This window comes from Vibrio toranzoniae (assembly GCF_024347655.1).
GTDB lineage: Bacteria > Pseudomonadota > Gammaproteobacteria > Enterobacterales > Vibrionaceae > Vibrio > Vibrio toranzoniae.
In genome coordinates this window covers 2136636-2157643 of sequence record NZ_AP025514.1, presented here as the reverse complement: position 1 = coordinate 2157643, position 21008 = coordinate 2136636, and the positions used below count along the sequence as shown (strand labels likewise).

General features: G+C 42.1%; 18 protein-coding genes, 1 other RNA gene and 3 pseudogenes. 16 read left to right on the top strand and 6 right to left on the bottom strand.

Annotated elements, in window-relative coordinates:
* Positions 1–69 precede the first annotated feature (69 nt).
* Positions 70–703: pseudogene (locus tag OCU50_RS09630) on the top strand (IS5 family transposase).
* A gap of 163 nt (positions 704–866) precedes the next feature.
* Here OCU50_RS09630 and OCU50_RS09625 read toward each other — a convergent pair.
* Positions 867–1934: a PLP-dependent cysteine synthase family protein gene (locus OCU50_RS09625; RefSeq protein WP_060468138.1), complete on the bottom strand. Its 1068-nt coding sequence runs from the start codon at positions 1932–1934 to the stop codon at positions 867–869.
* 145 nt (positions 1935–2079) lie between these two features.
* On the opposite strand from OCU50_RS09625, the gene OCU50_RS09620 reads away from it, so the two are divergent.
* Positions 2080–2535: an Lrp/AsnC family transcriptional regulator gene (locus OCU50_RS09620; protein ID WP_060468137.1), complete on the top strand. Its 456-nt coding sequence runs from the start codon at positions 2080–2082 to the stop codon at positions 2533–2535.
* Between the two features lie 106 nt (positions 2536–2641).
* A complete protein-coding gene (locus tag OCU50_RS09615; RefSeq protein WP_060468136.1) occupies positions 2642–3307 on the top strand; it encodes a hypothetical protein in 666 nt (221 codons plus the stop codon).
* A 103-nt stretch (positions 3308–3410) separates the two neighbouring features.
* On the opposite strand, the gene tesB is transcribed toward OCU50_RS09615, so the two are convergent.
* Positions 3411–4271 (bottom strand): acyl-CoA thioesterase II, encoded by an 861-nt coding sequence (tesB, locus tag OCU50_RS09610; protein WP_060468147.1) that lies wholly within the window; start codon positions 4269–4271, stop codon positions 3411–3413.
* A 168-nt stretch (positions 4272–4439) separates the two neighbouring features.
* Between tesB and OCU50_RS09605 the strand changes: the two genes are divergently transcribed.
* Positions 4440–4880, top strand: coding sequence for a YbaY family lipoprotein (locus OCU50_RS09605; RefSeq protein ID WP_060468135.1), 441 nt, complete (start codon positions 4440–4442; stop codon positions 4878–4880).
* Between the two features lie 75 nt (positions 4881–4955).
* Here the strand turns inward: OCU50_RS09605 and OCU50_RS09600 are convergent, their stop codons facing one another.
* Positions 4956–5258 carry an MGMT family protein gene (locus OCU50_RS09600; RefSeq protein ID WP_060468134.1) on the bottom strand — a complete coding sequence of 101 codons (303 nt, stop codon included), beginning with the start codon at positions 5256–5258 and terminating at the stop codon, positions 4956–4958.
* Positions 5259–5309: 51 nt separating this feature from the next.
* Here OCU50_RS09600 and OCU50_RS09595 point away from each other — a divergent pair, with 51 nt between their 5' ends.
* The 5 genes and pseudogenes from OCU50_RS09595 to OCU50_RS09575 all read left to right on the top strand — a co-directional run bounded on the left by OCU50_RS09595 (position 5310) and on the right by OCU50_RS09575 (position 10016).
* On the top strand, positions 5310–6053 hold the full coding sequence (locus tag OCU50_RS09595) for a VP0952 family biofilm-associated protein (RefSeq protein WP_060468133.1): 744 nt from the start codon (positions 5310–5312) through the stop codon (positions 6051–6053).
* Positions 6054–6248: 195 nt separating this feature from the next.
* Positions 6249–6345, top strand: an RNA gene (gene ffs / locus OCU50_RS09590) — signal recognition particle sRNA small type.
* A gap of 117 nt (positions 6346–6462) precedes the next feature.
* The gene (locus OCU50_RS09585; RefSeq protein WP_060468132.1) at positions 6463–7086 is read left to right on the top strand and encodes a TnsA endonuclease N-terminal domain-containing protein; all 624 of its coding nucleotides are present in this window, start codon (positions 6463–6465) and stop codon (positions 7084–7086) included.
* 2 nt (positions 7087–7088) lie between these two features.
* The gene (locus OCU50_RS09580; protein ID WP_060468131.1) at positions 7089–8954 is read left to right on the top strand and encodes a Mu transposase C-terminal domain-containing protein; all 1866 of its coding nucleotides are present in this window, start codon (positions 7089–7091) and stop codon (positions 8952–8954) included.
* A pseudogene (locus tag OCU50_RS09575) lies at positions 8923–10016 on the top strand (TniB family NTP-binding protein). Before OCU50_RS09580 ends, OCU50_RS09575 begins: the two are co-directional and overlap by 32 nt.
* A 3-nt stretch (positions 10017–10019) precedes the next feature.
* Here OCU50_RS09575 and OCU50_RS09570 read toward each other — a convergent pair.
* Positions 10020–10328: a helix-turn-helix domain-containing protein gene (locus OCU50_RS09570; protein WP_060468130.1), complete on the bottom strand. Its 309-nt coding sequence runs from the start codon at positions 10326–10328 to the stop codon at positions 10020–10022.
* A gap of 101 nt (positions 10329–10429) precedes the next feature.
* On the opposite strand from OCU50_RS09570, the gene OCU50_RS09565 reads away from it, so the two are divergent.
* The 4 genes and pseudogenes from OCU50_RS09565 (at position 10430) to OCU50_RS09550 (ending at position 13741) form a co-directional block, all read left to right on the top strand.
* Positions 10430–10975 carry a hypothetical protein gene (locus OCU50_RS09565; protein WP_060468129.1) on the top strand — a complete coding sequence of 182 codons (546 nt, stop codon included), beginning with the start codon at positions 10430–10432 and terminating at the stop codon, positions 10973–10975.
* Positions 10969–12351 carry a DEAD/DEAH box helicase gene (locus OCU50_RS09560; RefSeq protein WP_060468128.1) on the top strand — a complete coding sequence of 461 codons (1383 nt, stop codon included), beginning with the start codon at positions 10969–10971 and terminating at the stop codon, positions 12349–12351. The genes OCU50_RS09565 and OCU50_RS09560 overlap by 7 nt, the downstream gene beginning before the upstream one ends.
* Before the next feature lie 346 nt (positions 12352–12697).
* Positions 12698–12790 (top strand): annotated as a pseudogene (locus tag OCU50_RS09555) (IS5/IS1182 family transposase); the annotation flags it as partial.
* 168 nt (positions 12791–12958) lie between these two features.
* Positions 12959–13741, top strand: coding sequence for a hypothetical protein (locus OCU50_RS09550; protein WP_060468127.1), 783 nt, complete (start codon positions 12959–12961; stop codon positions 13739–13741).
* Between the two features lie 66 nt (positions 13742–13807).
* Here OCU50_RS09550 and OCU50_RS09545 read toward each other — a convergent pair whose 3' ends face one another.
* Together OCU50_RS09545 and OCU50_RS09540 are read right to left on the bottom strand one after the other, a co-directional pair.
* The gene (locus tag OCU50_RS09545; protein WP_060468126.1) at positions 13808–15154 is read right to left on the bottom strand and encodes a hypothetical protein; all 1347 of its coding nucleotides are present in this window, start codon (positions 15152–15154) and stop codon (positions 13808–13810) included.
* A 139-nt stretch (positions 15155–15293) separates the two neighbouring features.
* Complete coding sequence (locus OCU50_RS09540) at positions 15294–16256, bottom strand: hypothetical protein (protein WP_060468125.1); 963 nt, start codon at positions 16254–16256, stop codon at positions 15294–15296.
* A 403-nt stretch (positions 16257–16659) separates the two neighbouring features.
* Between OCU50_RS09540 and OCU50_RS09535 the strand changes: the two genes are divergently transcribed.
* Genes OCU50_RS09535 through csy3 form a run of 3 tightly spaced genes read left to right on the top strand, consistent with a single transcriptional unit; the run spans position 16660 to position 20999 of the window.
* Complete coding sequence (locus OCU50_RS09535; RefSeq protein WP_060468124.1) at positions 16660–17871, top strand: TniQ family protein; 1212 nt, start codon at positions 16660–16662, stop codon at positions 17869–17871.
* 2 nt (positions 17872–17873) lie between these two features.
* On the top strand, positions 17874–19961 hold the full coding sequence (locus OCU50_RS09530) for a type I-F CRISPR-associated protein Csy2 (RefSeq protein ID WP_060468123.1): 2088 nt from the start codon (positions 17874–17876) through the stop codon (positions 19959–19961).
* A 6-nt stretch (positions 19962–19967) separates the two neighbouring features.
* Positions 19968–20999 carry a type I-F CRISPR-associated protein Csy3 gene (csy3, locus tag OCU50_RS09525; RefSeq protein WP_060468122.1) on the top strand — a complete coding sequence of 344 codons (1032 nt, stop codon included), beginning with the start codon at positions 19968–19970 and terminating at the stop codon, positions 20997–20999.
* Positions 21000–21008: the final 9 nt, after the last annotated feature.

The following is a 21008-nucleotide window of genomic DNA, read 5'->3' as shown; positions in this document are numbered from 1 at the left end:
TTAAATCGATGGAACTAAATCAAGAAGCTACGATCTGAGCGGCTACACCCATTAAATAGCTATAGCAGAATGCCGAAACCTCGTTACAAAACAACCAACTGGAAATTGTACAATCAAGCCTTAATAAATCGCGGCTCTCTGACCTTTTGGATCGATGAGGAAGCGATAGCCGAGTGGAAGGTCAAGAAGCATGGAACTGACGGGAAATGCAGAGTCTGGCGTAAGCTGCATATTGCTGTAGATACGTACCCACGAAATAGTCGCAGTAGAGCTGAGTTTATCTAACGTAACCGGTGCCGAAGTGCTCCCCAACTTACTTAAGCAAACACGTCGAAAAATCATTGAGATATCAGGTGATGGAGCTTATGACACAAAAAATTGCCATATGCTATACGAGTCAAGCGAGCGATTCCGCTCATTCCGTCATGAGAAGGGGCTGCTTTCTGGCAGCAAGGACGCCCTCATAATTTAACCTTAGGTTGTCAGAAGTTATACGGCTCTAACAAGAAGTGGAAACAGCGTTATGGCTACCATAAGCGCTCGCTAGTCAGAGACAGCAATGTATCGTGTGAAACAGTTGTTAGGTGGGAAGTTAAGCCTGAGGAACTACAACGCTCAAGTTGGCGAGGCTTACGCCCTGATCAAAGCGCTAAACAAACTTACGTGGCTAGGTATGCCTGAAACTCAGTATATCGTTGAATAACCAAGCATAATGGCGCAAGTATGTCTTATCTCTGAATTAAGCAACAAAGCCCTTGAACGTTCGTAAATCTCATTTAATGATCTTGTTTGATCTGTTACCACTGGCACATAAAAAGCCCATTAAGGGCTCTTTTTTATTTTGTAACAGGTACGTACTATCGCCCTTAAACGATCTCGCCCGTTTGCGAGAAAGCTTCTAACTTCGCCGCGTAAGGTTGTAGGTCACCAATGTTGTTGTTCACCCACTCATCATTGAAGTAAGTGTCTAAGTAACGCTCGCCGCTGTCACACAGTAAAGTCACGATAGAACCTTTCTCGCCACGCGCTTTCATCTCGCTTGCCAGTTGAAGTACACCGTACATGTTAGTACCGGTTGATGCGCCAACCTTGCGGCCTAGAATGTCAGACAACCAATGTGTGGTAGCGATGCTTGCTGCGTCTGGAATCTTACGCATTTCGTCAACCACACCAGGAATGAAGCTTGGTTCTGCTCGTGGGCGACCAATGCCTTCAATTTTGCTGAATGTACTGCCTTTCACGTCCGCGTTGCCTGTTTGGAAGTATTCGTGGAATACTGAGTTTTCAGGGTCAACAACACAAAGTTTAGTTTCATGTTGTTGGTAGCGAATAAAACGGCCAATAGTCGCTGAAGTTCCTCCTGTTCCAGGGCTCATTACCACCCACGTTGGAACTGGGTGATCTTCCATCTGCATTTGATTGAAAATTGAGTTTGCGATGTTGTTGTTACCACGCCAGTCAGTTGCGCGCTCGGCGTAAGTAAATTGGTCCATGTAGTGACCATTCAGTTCTTCAGCTAAACGACGAGACTCAGCATAGATTTGATCAGACCGATCAACAAGGTGCGCTTGACCGCCGTAGAATTCAATCTGCTCTATTTTTCTCTTTGCTGTGCATTTTGGCATTACCGCAATAAACGGAAGGCCAAGTAGGCGAGCAAAGTACGCTTCAGACACAGCTGTACTGCCTGACGAAGATTCAATGATGGTTGTTTCTGGGCCAACCCAACCATTACAGATAGCATATAAGAATAGAGAGCGCGCTAAACGATGCTTCAATGATCCCGTTGGGTGTGTACTTTCATCTTTGAGATAAATGTCAATGCCTTCGATACTTGGTAAATCGAGTTTGATAAGGTGCGTATCCGCTGAACGTTGGTAGTCAGCTTCAATTTTTCGAATTGCATTGTTAATCCATTGATGGTCAGTACACATAGGCGTTCTCTTGATTTTTTGTAGGAATTTTTAGGATTGGTATGGTCCTAATTTAGCGATAATCCCGGAGAAAAACTTTGCCATATTTGCTTTGTTTTGTTTAAATTGTAGAAAATTTTTCTCTTAAATACCGTTTGGTGGAAATATGATTGATGCCGTAGATAAAAAGATATTAGGATTACTGCAAGAAGACAGTACGCTGTCATTGAACGATATTTCTGAAGCGGTCAACCTCACCACAACGCCTTGTTGGAAAAGGCTTAAGCGCCTCGAAGAGAACGGTATTATTGAGAAAAGAGTCGCACTGCTGAACCCGGAAAAACTGGATCTTTCCTTTACTGCGTTCGTATTAGTGAAAACCAGTGATCATTCTCATGAGTGGTATGGTCGTTTTGTGAATACTGTGTCGGAATTTCCAGAAGTGATGGAGTTCTATCGCATGGCGGGCGAATATGATTATATGATGAAGGTGCAGGTTAAAGACATGAAGTGCTTTGATGACTTCTATAAACGCTTAGTTAACAGCATTGAGGGGATTTCAAATGTGACCTCGACGTTTGCCATGGAACCATTGAAGTACACGACGGCATTGCCTCTTTAGGCTACACCTAGCTAAATGTTAACTATCGCTCCAGTTTAACTATCTTCTAAGTTTAACTATCTTCTCAGTTTAGATCTCGCCTCTGCGATAAAGAAAAGGATTATTCATGTTTGCAAAAGTCTCTACCGCTATCCAATTGGTGTTAGCTGTCTCCATTTTTTATTTGGGCTACACCATCTACTCGTTTACCAATAAAGTCGGTGAAATCGTTGATACTTACCCGCAAGTCATCGAAGACATATCGGGGCTCACTAAAGGGCTCAAAGTAGAAGAGTTATTAGCACTGGCTGAACATGTCAGCGATCTTGCTCCTCAGGTGCTAAACACAGTCGAAGAAGTCAGAAAGACGATCGATGGCGTAAATCAAACCGTGGCGTCAGTCGACAACAAAATTCCCGCGATTTTGGATGAAGTGAAAAATGTTCGCACCGAAGTCGAGCAGGTAAGAACCGAGGTTATCCCACCAACACTGACGGAATTGAAACGCTACCGTGTCGATGTGATGCCACCAATGCTTGCGGAAAGTAAATCTTACCGCGAACAAACTATCCCTGTTGTTGTGGCTGAATCTGAAATGCTGAGAGCCGAAGTACCGGGAATTTTGGAGCAAGCAAATCTACTGGCCGATAAGAGTAAAGCACTCGCTCAAGGCGCTGCAGAAGGTGCTGTGAAAGGGGTGGTGCTATCGCCATTTAATCTACTGCGAGACGCGAGTGATGGCATTAAAACGCGAGTTCAAAGTGAATTCGAGCCGACGCTAGAAACTGAATAGAGTTTATTTATTCCTGAATAACGACTCTTTGTTGACGTCATGAATAGAAAGGGGCTAGGTATGATACCTAGCCCCTTATTGTTTGGAGTGCGTGTTGAATGGTTTACTTAGTAAAGCGCATCACACCTTCTTGAACGGCTGTCGCTACGAGCTCACCTTTCTGATTAAAGATTTCACCGCGAACTAAGCCACGAGTGTTCGCTGCTGTCGGGCTTTCAATCGCATAAAGAAGCCATTCATCCATCTTAAATGGGCGGTGGAACCAGATTGAATGGTCAATCGTCGCTACTTGGAAGTTCGGCGTCATGATAGAAACTTCATGAGGGTGAAGCGCCGTCACCAAAAATCCCCAATCCGATGCGTAAGCAAGCAAGTATTGGTGAATCAATTGGTTGTCTGGCACCGCGCCATTTGCTCTTACCCAAAGGTACTGTTTCGCTTCCGTCTTCTTAGGATTGAGTGGGTTTACGACCGTTACAGGGCGCATCTCAATCGGTTTTTCGCCACAAAAGGTTTTGCGTAGCTTCTTTGGTAGAAATTCAGCAATGTGGCTCGCTAACTCGGTTTCCGATGCATAGTTCTCTGGTCCAGGGATGTTTGGCATTTCATTTTGGTGTTCGAAGCCTGGAGCATCACCATGGTAAGAAGCCGTGAGATAGAAAATAGGGCGGCCATTTTGAATCGCTTTAACCCGGCGCGTGCTGAAGCTGCGTCCATCTCTTAGGTTCTCAACATTATAAATAATGGGTTTTTCAGGATCGCCGGGGAATAGAAAATAGCTGTGGAACGAGTGAACGCTACGGTCGTCTTGAACGGTATAGCGAGCAGCGGAAAGCGCTTGTCCCAGTACCTGACCACCGTAAACCTGTGGCAGACCGAGGTTCTCACTTTGCCCACGGAATAAACCTTCTTCCAGTTTCTCTAGCTGAAGTAAACTTAGTAATTCTTGTAAAGGTTGACTCATCGCCAGCATTCCTCTTCGTAAAATGAGTGTCAGATTATGATGCTAATCATTTAGCTTAGTCAGATATCTGTCAATAAATCATAGGGTTTCAAGACAGAATATAAAAGCTCTCTTATAATCGGTGTGTAGATTTGCCGAATCCGGTAAACATGTTGAGAGAAATTGAATATGAAAAAGGCTCTAATTCTTATTACATCTTTAGTATCATTTGGTCTACTTGTTGGCTGCCAAGCAACATCAGAAACCAGCACTTCTCAGGAAGTGGTTACAGACAGCGCTCAAGTCATTTCAGGAACAGTAAGTTACCGCGAAAGAATTGCATTGCCTGAGAATGCAGTGATTACCGTAACGCTAGAAGATATTTCATTGGCTGACGCGCCATCAACTGTGATCGCAACTCAAGAATTCACCACTGACGGTAAGCAAGTACCGTTCGCATTTGAGCTGAGCTACGACAACAACAAAATTCAACCTAACCACCGTTACAACATGCGCGCAACGATTCATGTTGACGGCAAACTGCGTTTCACAACTGATACGATTAAGTCAGTGATTACCGACGTAGAAAACACGCAACAAGCAGACCTACGCTTGGTTGGTGTTCGTTAATTAGTAGTGGGTACCACTTTTAAGGCATCTTGATTAGCTTAACTTAGCCAGTTGAATCGGCGGTTGATGGCAGCTCTAGGGCTGCCATTTGTATATTCTGAGTTTGACCTTTCCTGCGTCACTTACTTCAATCCCTTCTTCAACCATATGTTTCTTTTGACGATCAAACGAATCACCCTTCAAAGAGATCTCTCCTTTACTGTTGATCACTCGATACCAAGGCAGTTTGCTTCCTTCTGGTAAATTCCCCAGCGCTTTTCCTACGTGCCGCGCATAGCCCGGAAAACCTGAAAAACGTGCTATGTCTCCATAAGTTGTTACTCTTCCATATGGAATTTGGTGAATCACAGCAAAGATTTGGCTCAAAAATTGGTCCATACTAAAATTTCCTAGTTCATTAATACCACGGATCGGTAGAAGGAGAGAGCTATGGTGTTTTCGACATTTCAGTTTCTAATCACAACATTATTAGCGGTTATTTGCGCGAGAGCAATCAGTTTAAGTGACGGTGACATCCCAGTACTTGCGATGGTCATTCCTGCGCTATGGATTTTACCGCAAGGAGGGATTGCAGGATTAGCTTTGCTTATTTCCATGACTACTTACGGTTTAACCCTTCCTTTACAGCCAATCACACTTTCTGTCAGCGCATGGGTGCTATTCCCACTACTTATGGTGGTCTTTTCAAGAAGAAGTAGTTTGTCTGTCGTGATTATTTCTGGCCTGATCGTGACCACCTTACAGGTCGGAATTATGGTCACGCAATCAGCAGGCAAGCTTGAAGGTGTTCCGTGGGTTACTACACTTCAAACCTTATCAATCATTGTGATTTGGTGGGCGGCAAATCATCTTAAGCCAGCCAGCCGACACAGCTGGTGGTCATTAGGCTTAATACTGCCATTATGGATAGCCGATTTACCTTATGCGGCTTTGGTTGCCTTGTGTGTGACCGGCATTATGGCTTCAATGGAAACTCTAACGCGCTTGAAAACCTTTCGTTGGAATAAGTTATTGTGTTGGACATTGCCAACCGTAGGGTTTGCTGTTTTGGTGGTCACCCCAAGTATTGAGGTGCCAAGCCCTGTTTTTGTGGTTTGGCTATGCTTGCTGACTACCGCATGGATGACAGATTACATCATTAGGACAGAGGATAGCGAAGACATCGATATCTAGAGCAATAAAAACCATCGCTTTTAAATGTAGGTAAATGGTGAATTTACCTACAATTTTTTAGTGGTTTGGATAAAGGATAAGCACTTAAACAGCAATTGTTAAAAAATAAGGTGTAAGGGCTTGCAATGGTTGCTGTGATGCTGAATAATCCAATCACTCTTTGAGGCAAACCTCTTAGAAAACGAATCTATGGGGGCCTGGTCCTCCCGCAACAATAACTCGTGAACTCGGTCAGGCCTGGAAGGGAGCAGCCGCAGCGAGTGACTTGTGTGCCGGGATGTGGCTGGGTTCCCACCCCTTATGAAGCCTGCAATATATGTTCGCATAAATTGCAGGCTTTCTTCATATTTGCACCATAAGTCTTCATAGTCTATTTTTTGTTGTAGGTTTACAACAAAAGTGATTTGCTATGTTCGACCAAACCAAGAAATCATCTCACGTACACAACATCTGTAAGTTCATGAGCTTGAAGAATGATGCTGTTGTTCGCACTCTCTCCATTTTGGAGTTCGATTTCTGCTTTCACCTCGAATATAACGCAAATATTAAAAGTTTTTCCTCTCAACCTTTTGGCTTCCACTATCAATTCAATAATCGTAAGTGCCGATATACCCCAGATTTTTTAGTAACAGATCACAACGAGCAGTCAATCCTCTTCGAAGTAAAACACTCTAGTCAGATTCTCAAACCTGATTTCAGGAATAGATTTGAAGAGAAACAAAGAGTGGCGTTGAATGAGTTCAACAGACGCTTAGTTTTGGTTACTGAGAAACAAATTAGAATGGGACCGACGTTAGATAACTTTAAGTTACTGCATCGTTATTCCGGATTGCGAACTGTGACTGAGTTTCAAAAGTTAGTGTTAGCGTTTATTCAATGTAAACAAATGGTGCAGCTACAAGAGGTGTCTTTGTATTTCGGATTATCGGAACAGGACACACTTATCTCTACTCTTCCTTGGATCTCTTCAGGGCAAATCAAAACAGACCTCAACAATATTGGCTTTGGCCTTGAAACTTACGTTTGGTGTTAAGTATGCCATCGGACTCTAACAACATATTTGGGTTCTTTGATGAGTTTGAAGCTTCAGAAGAAGAGTCGCAGCAATTACCAATAAAGCTAATACAAGAACCTATTGAAATACCTTCAACTATCGATAGCCAATCAAAGAAGGTACAACAAGAAGTTCTCCGTCGTATCAAAGTCATCGCGTTTGTGGAAAAACGTTTAAAAGGTGGATGGACCGAGAAAAACCTGAATCCCATCTTAAGTCTCGTTGAATCTGAATTACAGCTTACTCCTCCGAGTTGGCGAACCTTAGCAACATGGACAAAGTCCTACTTTGAGTCAGGAAGAGATCCATGTGCGCTTATTCCAAGGCATACGTTTAAAGGCAACCGACAAAAAGAAATCGATTCTCAATCTTTGGTCGATGAAGCAATTAACAGCATATACCTTACCCGAGAAAGACTTAGCGTTGCTGAAGCATACCGATACTATAAGAGTCGAGTGATTCAAATAAATCGTGAGATTGTCGAAGGTAAAATAAAGCCAATTGCTGAACGTTCTTTTTACAATCGAATACACGACTTACCTCCTTATGAGGTAGCGATTGCCAGGTTTGGCAAACGATACGCAGACAGAGAATTTCGTTCGGTTGGTCAGCAAGTAGCTTCGACCAAACCAATGGAATATGTAGAAATTGACCATACCCCAGTACCGGTGATTTTGATTGATGATGAGTTAGATATTCCTTTAGGGCGCCCCTATCTGACGATGCTTTATGATCGCTTCAGTAAGTGTATCGTAGGGTTGAGTGTGAATTTTAGAGATCCCAGTTTCGACTCTGTGCGCAAGGCTTTGCTTAATACTTTAATAGATAAAAGCTGGTTGAAAAATAGTTACCCTTCTATAAAAAATGATTGGCCATGTCACGGAAAGATTGACTACCTAGTTGTTGATAATGGCGCTGAATTTTGGACCGACAGCTTAGAAGACTCTTTAAGGCCATTCGTAACTGACATTCAATATAGTCAAACTGCTAAACCTTGGCGAAAGTCAGGGATCGAAAAGCTGTTTGATCAGATGAATAAAGGGTTAGTGAATTCACTACCTGGAAAAACATTCACCAACCCTACTCAACTACAAGATTACAACCCAAAGAAGGATGCGGTGGTTAGAGTTTCTGTATTTCTTGAATTACTTCATAAATGGATTGTCGATTATTACCACATGGCACCAGATTCAAGAGAACGTGATATTCCATACCACAAGTGGAACCAATCGGAATGGACTCCCTCCTACTACGTTGGTGCTGAGAAGGAGCAGTTGAGAGTTGAGCTAGGTTTGCTTAGACACCGAACTATTGGAGTGGCAGGGTTCAGGCTTCATAACCTACGCTATCAGTCCTCAGAACTTATTGAATACCGTAAATATTGGGTGTCCAACAATGGCAAAAAGTTGTTTGTTAAGACCAAAACAGACCCTTCAGATATCAGCTACATCCATGTTTACCTAGAATCGGAAAAGAGGTACATAAAAATTCCAGCGGTAGACAACAGTGGATATACAAAAGGACTGTCCCTTTTTGAACATGAGCGCATACAAAAAGTACGCAGGCTCAATACTAAGCAGCTTGCTGATGATGAGGCGCTTGCGGATACATTTCTGTATATGAAGAAACGTATTAGGGAAGAAACCGACAGGTTCCGCAGTGCCAAAAGTAATAAGGGTAGCTTGCCTAAAACGGGTAATACTTCGAAATTAGCAAAGTTCAATGATGTGGGCTCAGAGGGTCCAAGCTCAATCCTTACAACTCCGACCAAAAAAGAAGCTGCGGTCGTGTTCGATGTTTCAGAACAAGTAGCTGATGATGACTTTGAAGATATTGAGGGGTATTGATTTGAACTTAACATCTAGACAGTTTGAGCAACTAAAGTCCTTTGAAACCAGCTTTATCGAGTATCCATCTATAACTGATATCTATTCTATCTTCGATCAGCTTCGTTTTAATCACTCCCTTGGCGGTGAACCGGAGTCTTTCTTGTTAACTGGTGAGGCCGGAAGTGGAAAGACGGCTTTGATTAACAACTATCTATCACGCTTTCCGTCGAGTGGAACTTGGAGCAAACAACCTGTTCTTAGCACCAGAGTGCCAAGCCGAATAAATGAACAGAACACGCTTACGCAATTTTTAGTCGATTTAGATGGAAAGTCAGGGGGAAGAGGTACTCGACGACGTAATGAAATTGCTCTTGGTGAGGCTGTTGTAAAGCAACTTAAACGTAAATCTGTTGAGCTGATTATCGTCAATGAAATTCAAGAGCTTGTGGAGTTTTCTACAGCAGAGAAAGGCAAGCTATTGCTAATACGTTCAAATATATAAGTGAAGAAGCAAAAGTCTCGTTTGTGCTGGTTGTTATGCCATATGCTGATGTAATAGCGACAGAGCCACAATGGAATTCGCGATTAAGTTGGAGACGAAAGATTAACTATTTCAAGCTGTTGAAAGCTAACAGCCATTCGAGTGGAACGGCATCTTATAGTTTTGACTTGGAGCAAAAAAAGCACTTTGCTAAATTTGTCGCTGGTTTGAGTGTGAGAATGGGCTTTGATGAACCGCCGGTGCTTACAAAAAATGAAGTGTTATATCCTTTGTTTATTATGTGTAGAGGGGAGTGCCGAGCGTTAAAGCACTTCTTGAAAGACGCACTACTTATGAGTTTCAGTGAGAACGTTGATACGATAGATAAAGCGATATTGTCACGTACCTTTTCATTTAAGTTCCCTTACTTGGACAACCCTTTTAATTGTTCTATCGAGGAGCTTCGTCTTCATCAAATTGACTCTGGATCGTCTTACAACCTGAATGCCATTGCTGTAGAAGATAAGATACTTGCTCCGCGATTTACGGATGCAATTCCATTGAGTATGTTATTGAGCAAAAATGGACTTAAAGCTTAAGTATTACTTCTCGCTCTTTAGGCTCTCCAACAGCACCGCCTTCTCTTCATCACTCATCTTATCAATCGCACACGCCAGTTCCGCACTTAAATCGCTTTTACAAAAAAAGTAATTTAGAGGCACATCTAACTCTTCAGCCATGCGCTCAAGCGTACCAATATCAGGTACATGCCTGCCTTTCTCGTAATGATTCATACGACCGCTAGCAGAACTTTGCTCCATACCAATTTTCACCCCTAAATCTTTTTGGGTGATCTTGGCTTTTTTACGCGCAGCTTTGAGCCTCGCAGGGATGGGGTTGTCTTTTTGCACTTACACATTTCTTTTCAACCTTTAGATAACTTAGATTGTCTAAGTTTTACTGATTTTTGTATACTTAGCAATCCTAAGTTTTTATTGCCTGTAAGAGTCACATGAAGAAAGTAACCAGAATTAACCCTCACATGTTTAACCTATTGATTGAAAAAGGGATGGATAATTTCTCCGTCACAGAAGCTAGAGATGCTTTGCTAAACAGTGCTTCAGCCTTCCCGATCAAGGACGATGCGCGGAAGTATGTTTATAAGCAACTTCTATCATTTGAGGAGAAAGGCTGGCTTTCTGTCATTGGGGCTCGTAGAGACAAACGCTACCATCAAACTAACGAATTCAAAGCGCTCACAATTGAGCCTAGAGTGGCTAGAAATAAGAAAGCTAAGGTCGATTCAATAGCTGTTCAAACTCCAGAGTGCTCTCTAAACGCACTAGAGCAAGAGAAGAAGCAGCATGAAGGCGAGTTAGCGATTACTCTAGGCGAGATTGAGGAATACCAATCGTTGTTAACGCGTTTCCCAAACAATAAGCAAGATATGCAGCCGCTATTTAATGCGGCAAGAGAGCGCTCAGCCAAGCTATTAGGCCGAATTAATGCACTAACCAACTGGATGCAAGTTGCCCAAAGCAAGGCTCCACAATGTTAAGAGCATGGCAAGTCGAGTGCGCATTTCTAGCTATCGAGAAATTTACGTCAAACAAGCATTCACACTTCTTCTGCCAAGCGACTCCTGGAGCGGGTAAAACCGTTATGGCCGCCGAGGTCGCGGGTCGGTTATTTGAACAAGGCATGATTGACCTAGTGCTGTGCTTCTCGCCCTCTCTGAATGTTGCTGAAGGGATGCAAAAGACCTTTTCATGGAAACTGGAATGTCCCTTTAATGGAGGTTTGGGTTCTCTTGAGGGCTCTTACACCTATCAATCCATCCGCTTTTTAGATGAGAACTTCTGGAACACAGTCAGTAAATATCGAGTCTTAGTCGTATTTGATGAGATCCACCATTGTTCGTTTGATGACGAGGGGCGGTCAAATTCATGGGGGTTAGAAATTGTCAGTAAGATCCAAGGTTTTGCCCGTTACACATTAGCGCTGTCGGGCACTCCTTGGCGTTCTGATCGACTACCGATTGTCATGGCTGAGTATTCCGACCCCGATGGCAAGGTTGTTTGCGATTACCAATACGGTTTGCAACAGGCCGTTGAAGATAAAGTATGCCGCCGCCCTAAAATCGTTTTAATCGATAATGAACACCTGAGTGTTAAGGCTGGCAGTGACAATCAACATTTCGCCTCTATTCTTGATTGCCTTAAACAATTTGATGTGTCTTATCAAAGTGTCATTCACAACGAAGACGCTATGAATTACATATTAAATAGTGGTTGCCAAAAGCTAGCGCAGATAAGGCAAGAGTCCCCAAGTGCTGGAGGCTTGGTGGTCGCATCTTCTATTAAGCACGCTAAGGACATTCAAAAGCGACTTGTTGAGCACTTTAATCAATCAGCATGCTTAGTGACTTATCATCATGATAATCCGTTGAATGAGATTGAGTCCTTTCGTCACTCAACGGTTCAATGGATAGTCAGTGTTGGGATGATAAGTGAAGGAACAGATATTCCAAGGCTGCAGGTTTGCTGCCATATGAGTTCGGTAAAAACGGAACTGTACTTCAGGCAAGTACTCGGGCGAATTTTAAGAATCAATGATTCACCCAACCAAGAAGCGTGGTTGTATACCTTTGCTGAAGAAAATTTGATTGGGTTTGCTGAAAGAATTGAGCAGGATATTCCTGATAGCTGCATGTACATTAAACAAGATAACAACGTACCGAGTGGTGTTGATGAAATACGCCTGCCGTCAAGCACTGTATCGGAAAGCGTTCAATCTAATCGACCCCAACCAAGCTTACTCAGTTGGGGAGAAACTTCAGATATGATGGATTCAAATAATGCAGGGTTCACTTTAGCATTTGATGAACTGAGGTTAGGCCAATTTAAACAGCGAGTTATCGCTGCATTTATCTAAATAGATTCCGCTTCAATCTCTTTCAGTGTTTTGCCTGTAGCACTTCTCCAGTAATCGGGTCCGCTGCAAGGGTAACCAAGTAGTACTGCGGCGGCTTGAGATACTCTCGGATCCAATAATTTGTGCCCTAGATAATCAATAACATTACCGTTCGGTGATCACAGACATAGTAGACACGTTTGCAACAAACTTTTGGACACTTCTGAGTTACGAAGTGCCAACGGTGAAGGTTCTGGACAAAAGTTTTCCAGTGACTTTGCTAATGTAGCAATCCATGAATGACAACAGGACATCCTTCCCTCTTTTCTTGCATGCAGCAGCCTAGCCATCGATGTTACTTGCCCCCAAGGTCTACGGTGATAGTGGATGGAAGGTCAAGAAACACGGTACTGGCGGGAAACTTAGGGTCTGGAGAAAGCTGTACTTAGAAATAGACACTAGGTATGCCTAAACTCAGTATTTTGTTTTGAAATCAAACCACTTCAGGCGCTTTAGCTTTCTGTCTGAATTACGCATCAAAGCCTGATATCTACCATATTCTTGTTGTGCTCACTGAGGTTGAGTGTAAGATTGCATATGTATAACCACGAATAAGCAAGGATAGAAGATGCAATATGATGCTGAGTCTTTTTCTAAACTACTGGCTGAAAGCAAGGATGCAATATCACCACTAAAAATGAAACGTAGTGAGTTAGCGCTGATTTTAAGTCGCCAAAAAATGTCGTTTGAGTTGATCTACGAACTTGAAGAAATTGCAGAATCTCAAGGTGTTATCATGGCGCAAATCGGCAACGATTTCCTTTTTGTGTCGAACTGGAACGATTGTGACTCGCTTCGAGTATATAAGGAACGCTATAGCGAGAAAGAGTTAGCGGAGTGTCAAGAGCTAGCAGAGGCTCGTTTCGCAAAGTTATGGGAAACACTTAGGGTTGATACTTCAGATTATCCTACTTTGGAGGAGAACAAGGAGGCACTAATTGATTTGCTGGAAGATTACATGGGTTCTGTCCAAGAATTATTATTGAAACTCCCATCAACGTTAGAAGGTACCTTGGATGAGTTTTTTAGTGATATGGAGTTGATAAAGTCTGGTTACTCTGAGTTTATGTCCAGCCAACACTTAGACTCGGATGATTTAGAATGTGATTTGAGAGAGTTTGATAACTACTATAATAATTATAGTCACGACGACTTATTTGACTCACTCCCTGCTAAGTTATTGGTTAATGTAGACATTACTTGCGAAGAACCTCCGATCAACGAGTATTATCTTTGTTTTAATGCTCTGTTTGGGGAAATCGGTGGAGTGGTGTCTCAAATCAATGAAAACTACTACTACTTAACTGATATTCGTAAAGGACTGTATGCCGATAAAGTCAGTGCCATTTAATATGTCTTCAATCAGCTTTTAGCAACGCTGGTGACCCTATGACCAGCGTGTGACTTCAAGAGCTATTTAATCCCCAACCTGATTGCTTGGATTTACGAGTGAGTACCCAGCTAACTCAGGGAGAGAGAATAGCTCTCTTGTCCTTGCTTTATCTAACCAATTAAATGCATCACTTACACCATAAATTTCGATTAATTCTTCGGCTAAGTCGTTATAATGCAAGAAAAATAAGCTCATAACTAAGTTATCAAAAAAATTTGTCTTATCAGCTATGTGCATGATACTACTCCACACACCATTGCTATCATCGTTGAAGTACATTGTTGATTCTTTCAGCTCATTTTCGTAAGAGGTAACATACCTTTCAGAAAATTTCTTATCCCTAGCAAAATAGAATATCGCATTTAAGCCAGCCAAGCTTTCAGGTGTTAAGTAACCATTCAAGTTCTCCCAAAACTTTGCTTTAACCTTTGCGTCACGTTCTAGCGACTCCATTATTGAGTCAACATCAAGCTTAACCAAGCCACTTTTTTTACTTTGTCGAGATAATATCTCTGGATTTAACTCCATCCAAAAATCTAAGAACCAAATCAAGTTATACTCATCTATACCTTTGAGTGGTAATCGAGATTCTATTTTATGATTTAATTCATAGTTATACTTAATGATGTCTATTGCTTTACTGAGGTCTCGGCTTCCCAAGGAAAACTGCTCCATGAGCTTCTTTTTAGTCTCTTTAAAAGAATCATTTCTCCATGAAGCAATATTTGGAAGTTCATCTGCCAAAGAGAATAATTGTTGGCGTGATAATTTTGTTGTGAATGTGTTTAGGGAATATTCCTCTCTGAGGAATTGATTAAGGAAGAGTAAGTTATCAAGCTCTTTTTCTAGTGAGGTAAACTTAGCTTTTAAAACATTAAAGTTGATGATAGCAACATCTGTTAAGTGCCTCTGACTCTCTCGATCAACGGCATATCTGAATGTTTGACCTGTTGCATCAACATCGGCGATATCTAATATGGTAGGTTCAATTTTTTCATTGAGTGCTTGATAGCGAATATCTAGAGCTTCTGATTCTCGTTTAAAAAACGCCCAAATGTTACCGATATCATGGGAACCTACCAAGTCGAATTCAATCCGCCCCCCTTTCCATTTAGCAATCACTTCAAGGTCTTCGATTGCGCCTTTTAACCTTAACTCAACCGAATGTCTCATATTAAAGCATGCAGGATATACCATGTCATCTACATGAAAATGTGTATTTTCACGGTCTAGAGCTTTATCAATAATTAAGTTAGCCGCTTTAGAGAAGCCCTTTGCATATTCAACGTAACTAGGAGAACCATTGCTCCCAACACACGCATTTGCCGAAGAAGGTTCACCCCCTCTAAAGGTAGAGTTTGTTATCCTCATACGCTGAACCCCAAGTAAAATAATGTTGGATTAAGGTGTGAGCAACGCTACAACAAAACTTAACCATACCACCGTAAACACGAAACCCAACGATAGAATGAAAAATACCATGCGTTGGGTCACCTTGATTGCTTTATATTTATGACACGCGATATATGTTTCTCAAGTACCAATCAGCAGTTATACCTTGATGGTTTGTAGTGGATATAATGCTGGCGATAACACTAGAGTTAACCTCTATATCTTGCTCTTGTAATGTCGGAATATTTTCATTAGTCAAATCTACAATCACATGCTGACCAATAGAAGGATCAAACAATCCGATCTCCATCGGTTTATCCAAATCGATATCTGCTACACGAAACAAACCAACTCTTTCAACCTGTGACCCACAATCAGCAATTGCGATATCTTCTCCAAATTCACTAGTCATAAAATATCTTAACTTCATTGTGAACTCTTCAGTGTTGAGAGTATCTCCAAAAGAAGTCTGGTCTGCCATTTGACGAGCAAAGTCTTCAATTACACTAGTAGTTAAAGAGCCTAACTTGTACTTACCATTAAAAGATGAAAAAAGTTCTTTATAAATCGACTTTAGGTCATTGATACAGTTAGCTGCTTCAACTTTTAAATGATCACGTTTTTGGGATTTAAAACCCTCGTTAAAATGCAGGCAGTTATTTCTAACTTTACGAATTTTATCAAATTTATTATGAACTGAAGCTGATATGACACCTAGCTCTTTCAACTTATTGGTGCGATCAAATTGAGATTGGTTAGTTAGTTCTTGATGCCCCTGCTTTTCGGCAAAGTATCTACAAAGATCTTCACTAGCAACCCCAACTAAAGCAATCGAGCTGAAGTATGCGCCAAGAGAGTAAGATAACTCAGCCTCCTTAATTAATCGGATAAAATCACCAGTTTCATCAACCACTCCGATATTCTCGATTTCCCACTTCCTTTCAACAATGTTATCGATCTCAGAGTTTATCCATTGCTGAAATGAGTGTTTATATGCAGCTTTATCTCTCTCAATTAGCTCTTCTGTTTCTGCGATGTTGAGCTTCTTATAGTCAAACGTTGTACAATCAAAATATCTCATAAGTTACCAATAAATATAACGCTTTATAGACGAAATTTTTTTGTGTTTGCATTCCGTCTATGTTGCTGCCATCCATTATGAAACACAAATGAATCGACCTATTGTGTGAACGAAGGAGAATTTTGGGATAGAACTGCGGAAAGTTTCCGTATTAGCGCCCAAAGCACAGATTAGATTGAGTTGGTCTATTGCTATGCTCGCTAGACGGTCAGTTCGTTTGGCCCAAAAAGCTTTGGGGCAGAATTTTCTTAGCTCTTTCGCATCATAGTTGTGATAACCAAGCGATTCTGTCGTATTTTGAATGAGTTCATAGGCATTTTTTCAAAATATGTTGGCCTCTATGGTTGCAATGCATGAAATATCTCCGATACTAAAACTTAGAAATTCTAAGTTTAGGTGGCATGTGAATACAGACATTCAACTTTATTCTGACGAATCGCTTGAAAGCTTCTTGTTGCGTTTATCGCAAGAGCAAGGTTACGAGCGATTTTCTCATTTCGCAGAAGACATTTGGTTCGACACCATGGATCAGCATGAAGCGATTGCTGGTTCTTTCCCCTTAGAGCTCGAACGAGTCAATATCTACCATGCTCAAACCACAAGCCAAATGCGGGTGCGGGTTCTTATCCACCTTGAGAACCAATTAAAGCTCAACAACTTTGGTGTACTGCGCCTAGCGCTATCACATTCAAAATCTCAATTCTCACCGCAATACAAAGCCGTACATAGATTTGGTTCTGACTACCCTTATGCTTTTCTCCGCAAACGCTTCACGCCTATTTGCCCTCTGTGTATTAACGAAGCCCCCTACATTCGCCAGCAGTGGCAGTTTATCTCTCACCAAGCTTGTGAACATCATGGCTGTAAACTGATTCATCACTGCCCAGAGTGTAAATCGAGACTTGAATACCAAAGTACCGAGAGTATTGGCCAATGTGAATGTGGTTATGAACTAAGAGACTCACGAGTAGAAGATGCGCCTGAGGCTGAGGTATTAGTTGCTCAATGGTTGTCAGGGAATGATTCAAAACCCTTGGGATTACTAACGGGGGAAATGATGTTATCTGAGCGTTATGGCTTTTTACTTTGGTATGTAAATCGCTATGGTGATATCGATGACCTCAGTTTCGAATCATTCATTGAATATTGTGGCGCTTGGCCAACGTCATTGTGGCAAGACCTCGATGCCTTTAGAGATAAGGCAGAACTTGTTCGAGTAAAAGATTGGAAGAAGATGTTTTTCAATGAGGCCTTTGATGCTCTGCTTAAAGATTGTCGTCAGTTACCCAGTCGCCAGTTGAGTCACAATATCGTGCTTGCACAGGTGTTAGCTTACTTTACACAGCTAATGGCAACAGTGCCTTCAAGCGCGAAAGGAAATATCGGTGATGTACTGCTCAGCCCCTTAGAAGCTTCTACATTGCTTTCTTGTACAACAGATGAAGTGTATCGGCTGTATGAGTTTGGTGAGATTAAAGCCGCTATCAGGCCACGAATGCATACAAAGATAGCGAGTCATGAGTCGGCGTTTACTTTAAGAAGTGTCATCGAAACAAAGTTGACTCGAATGAGCTCTGAAAGTGATGGTTTAAGTGTGTATCTACCTGAGTGGTAATTATGACGAAATTAATTGACTTATTGGAAATTGAAGACGAGGCAGTAAAGCAGGTTACGCTAAAGAAGATGTTCATGCCCTATACGGAAAATGTCTGTGTTGAAGGGTTTGAAAAAGAGGCGTTAACGATCTTGCTCAACCTCAGTTCAAGCCATCAATTATATAGATGCTCGGATTGGTTGGATGTTGCCCGAGCTAAAAGGTATTTTAAAGCGGCTGAGAACCTAGACGCATCCCTTGACGAGATCAAATGGTTCCACACTCATAATCTCAAGTTTCCAGACTGTCGAGTTAAAGATCAGCGGATAGTTGCACAACCTCTTGCTACAACCGATGCGTTTATTTCAAGCGCAGTATTAGAGCAACGGTTAGGGTGGGCTCATAACTCCGCGGTGTATCGTCATACATTGTGGTTATTGAATCCTTTTAGTTGGCAATCACAGCCCGTATGTATTCTTTCACTTATCCTGCAAGAAAGTCCTATTTGGCTCGACTTACTTAAAGAGTTTGGTTTAGGTGCTAAGTCACTTGCTCGCTTAAAACACACTATTGAAGAGAAACTTCCTGATAATAGTTTTCCTGACAGTATCAGCACTTACAGCAAGCAACTGCGGTTTCCATGGGGGGATGATTATGTTTCGGTGACCCCAGTGGTTAGTCATGCCATCCAAAGTGAGTTAGAAGTGAGATCGAGAAGTCGAGAAAGTAATCTCAGCTTTGTGTCTTCATCGCTGCCAAACTCGGCAAGTATCGGGAATCTGTGTGGCAGTTTAGGTGGGCATATGAAAGTCCTAAACTACCCGCTAGACGTCAAACCAGCGCAGGGTGGGACGTTAACTGAAAGTCGCAAAAAGAGTGGCCATTACTTTGATGACTATCAGGTAACTAACGCTAAAATTTGTCAGGTGTTAAACCACTTAATTGGATCAGAACCATCAAAAACACAGAAGCAAAGAGAGAGCGCTCGTAAGGTTAGAAGTAAGATATTGCGAAAGCAGATAGCCCTGTGGATGCTTCCATTAATTGAGTTAAGAGATATCGTTGATGCTGAACCCAATCAACAGCAATTGGAACATGATGACACTTTAGCTCAAGCCTTTTTAGTGCTATCAGAATCGGGTCTAGGCTCTTTAGCTAGTGAGTTTAACCGTCGCTTGCATCTCACGTTTCAGAATAACAAGTATACCGCGAAGTTTGCCTACCACCCTAAGCTTATGCAGGTCGTCAAAGCCCAAATCGTATGGTTACTGGAACAACTTAGTAAACCAAATGGCAATGAAGATAAGGTAACGGGTGAGCAGTATATCTATTTGTCATCAATGAGAGTGCAAGATGCAGTCGCAATGAGTAACCCATATCTGTGTGGTGCGCCTTCTTTGACGGCTATTTGGGGATTCATGCACCATTATCAAAGAGAGTTTAATAAGCTAGTTAATTGTGATTCCCCGTTTGAGTTTTCGAGTTTCTCTTTTTATGTTCGAAGTGAAAATATTCAACCGACAGCGAAGCTTACCGAGCCCAACTCAGTCGCCAAAGCGCGAACGGTTTCTAACGCGAAGCGACCAACTATTCGTAGTGAACGATTAGCGGACCTAGAAATAGACTTAGTTATCAGAGTCCATAGCGACAGCCGAATTTCAGATTTTAAGTCCGCGCTTAAAACGGCACTTCCCGTTGCTTTCGCCGGAGGGGCATTATACCAACCACAGCTATCGACGCAGATTGAGTGGCTAAGGACGTTTACCAGCAGGAGCGAGCTTTTCCATGCCATAAAAGGGTTACCAGCATACGGGCGATGGTTATACCCAAGAGAAAATCAGCCGAGTGATTTTGATGAGCTAGAACGTTTAATCACTAAAGACGCTGATAACTTGCCAGTTTCCATCGGCTACCATTTGTTAGAGCGTCCAACTAAACGGGGCAACTCAACCACCAGTTGTCACGCTTATGCAGAGAATGCGATAGGGCTTGCTCAGCGAGTAAACCCCATAGAAGTACGTTTTAGTGGAAGAGATCACTTTTTAAACCACGCCTTTTGGTCGATAGAATGCAGTAGCGAAACTATTCTTATAAAAAACTATAGGGATTAATTGTTTATGGAACTTTGCACTCAGCTGAACTACGTTCGATCACTCTCTGCTGGCAAAGCATATTTCTACCACCTTTCGAAAAGTGGTGAGATGTGTCCCCTTGAAATTGATAGAACTAGGTTGCGCGCACCAAAAGGTGGTTATGCAGAAGCATATAAAGGGGGCAAGTTTGTAAAAAAGAATGTTGCTCCACAAGATTTAGCTCACTCCAATCCTCAGTTCATCGAAGAGTGTTACGTAAAGCCAGGTGTCGATGATATCTACTGTGCATTCCCCCTTCGAATTCGAGCCAATTCTCTAACCCCAGATATCTGTAGTGATGATGAAGTCCGCTCTAAACTTTCATTACTCGCTAAAACATATAAAGAGCTCAATGGGTATCAGGAGCTCGCTCATCGATACGCAAAGAATATACTGCTTGGCCGTTGGCTTTGGCGTAACAGAGAGTGTCGAAGGCTGTCGATAGAAGTGACCACCAGTGATTCACAAACCTTGATTGTAGAAAACGCAACAAAGCTTTCTTGGTATGGTCATTGGGATGAGGCTTCAGCAGAATGCCTAGAAAAGCTCACAACCTATTTGATGCGAGCCCTTTCCGATCCGACCGAATATTTCTATATGGATGTCAAAGCTAAAATTGGAGTTGGTTGGGGAGATGAGGTTTACCCAAGCCAAGAGTTTTTAGATAGCCGAGAAGATGGTGTCCCTACTAAGCAGTTAGCTACTGTCGAACTATTAAACGGAAAGGAAACTGTTGCATTTCATGGTCAAAAAATTGGTGCAGCGTTGCAATCGATTGACGATTGGTGGCATGAAGACGCAGATAAGCCCTTAAGAGTGAATGAGTATGGGGCAGACCGAGAATACGTTATAGCAAGGAGACATGTAGCGCATGGAAATGACTTCTATCAACTACTCAGAAATACAGAGAACTGGATTGAGACAATGACCGCTTCTCAGACCATCCCAAATGATGTGCACTTCATCATGTCTGTCTTGATCAAAGGCGGCCTCTTTAATTGTTCCAAAGCGAAGTAAAGGGTAGAT

Coding starts and splice junctions, on each gene's coding strand:
- OCU50_RS09625 (WP_060468138.1), bottom strand. CDS start 1,934: ATGTGTACTGACCATCAATGGATTAACAATGCAATTCGAAAAATTGAA.
- OCU50_RS09620 (WP_060468137.1), top strand. CDS start 2,080: ATGATTGATGCCGTAGATAAAAAGATATTAGGATTACTGCAAGAAGAC.
- OCU50_RS09615 (WP_060468136.1), top strand. CDS start 2,642: ATGTTTGCAAAAGTCTCTACCGCTATCCAATTGGTGTTAGCTGTCTCC.
- tesB (WP_060468147.1), bottom strand. CDS start 4,271: ATGAGTCAACCTTTACAAGAATTACTAAGTTTACTTCAGCTAGAGAAA.
- OCU50_RS09605 (WP_060468135.1), top strand. CDS start 4,440: ATGAAAAAGGCTCTAATTCTTATTACATCTTTAGTATCATTTGGTCTA.
- OCU50_RS09600 (WP_060468134.1), bottom strand. CDS start 5,258: ATGGACCAATTTTTGAGCCAAATCTTTGCTGTGATTCACCAAATTCCA.
- OCU50_RS09595 (WP_060468133.1), top strand. CDS start 5,310: ATGGTGTTTTCGACATTTCAGTTTCTAATCACAACATTATTAGCGGTT.
- OCU50_RS09585 (WP_060468132.1), top strand. CDS start 6,463: ATGTTCGACCAAACCAAGAAATCATCTCACGTACACAACATCTGTAAG.
- OCU50_RS09580 (WP_060468131.1), top strand. CDS start 7,089: ATGCCATCGGACTCTAACAACATATTTGGGTTCTTTGATGAGTTTGAA.
- OCU50_RS09565 (WP_060468129.1), top strand. CDS start 10,430: ATGAAGAAAGTAACCAGAATTAACCCTCACATGTTTAACCTATTGATT.
- OCU50_RS09560 (WP_060468128.1), top strand. CDS start 10,969: ATGTTAAGAGCATGGCAAGTCGAGTGCGCATTTCTAGCTATCGAGAAA.
- OCU50_RS09550 (WP_060468127.1), top strand. CDS start 12,959: ATGCAATATGATGCTGAGTCTTTTTCTAAACTACTGGCTGAAAGCAAG.
- OCU50_RS09545 (WP_060468126.1), bottom strand. CDS start 15,154: ATGAGGATAACAAACTCTACCTTTAGAGGGGGTGAACCTTCTTCGGCA.
- OCU50_RS09540 (WP_060468125.1), bottom strand. CDS start 16,256: ATGAGATATTTTGATTGTACAACGTTTGACTATAAGAAGCTCAACATC.
- OCU50_RS09530 (WP_060468123.1), top strand. CDS start 17,874: ATGACGAAATTAATTGACTTATTGGAAATTGAAGACGAGGCAGTAAAG.
- csy3 (WP_060468122.1), top strand. CDS start 19,968: ATGGAACTTTGCACTCAGCTGAACTACGTTCGATCACTCTCTGCTGGC.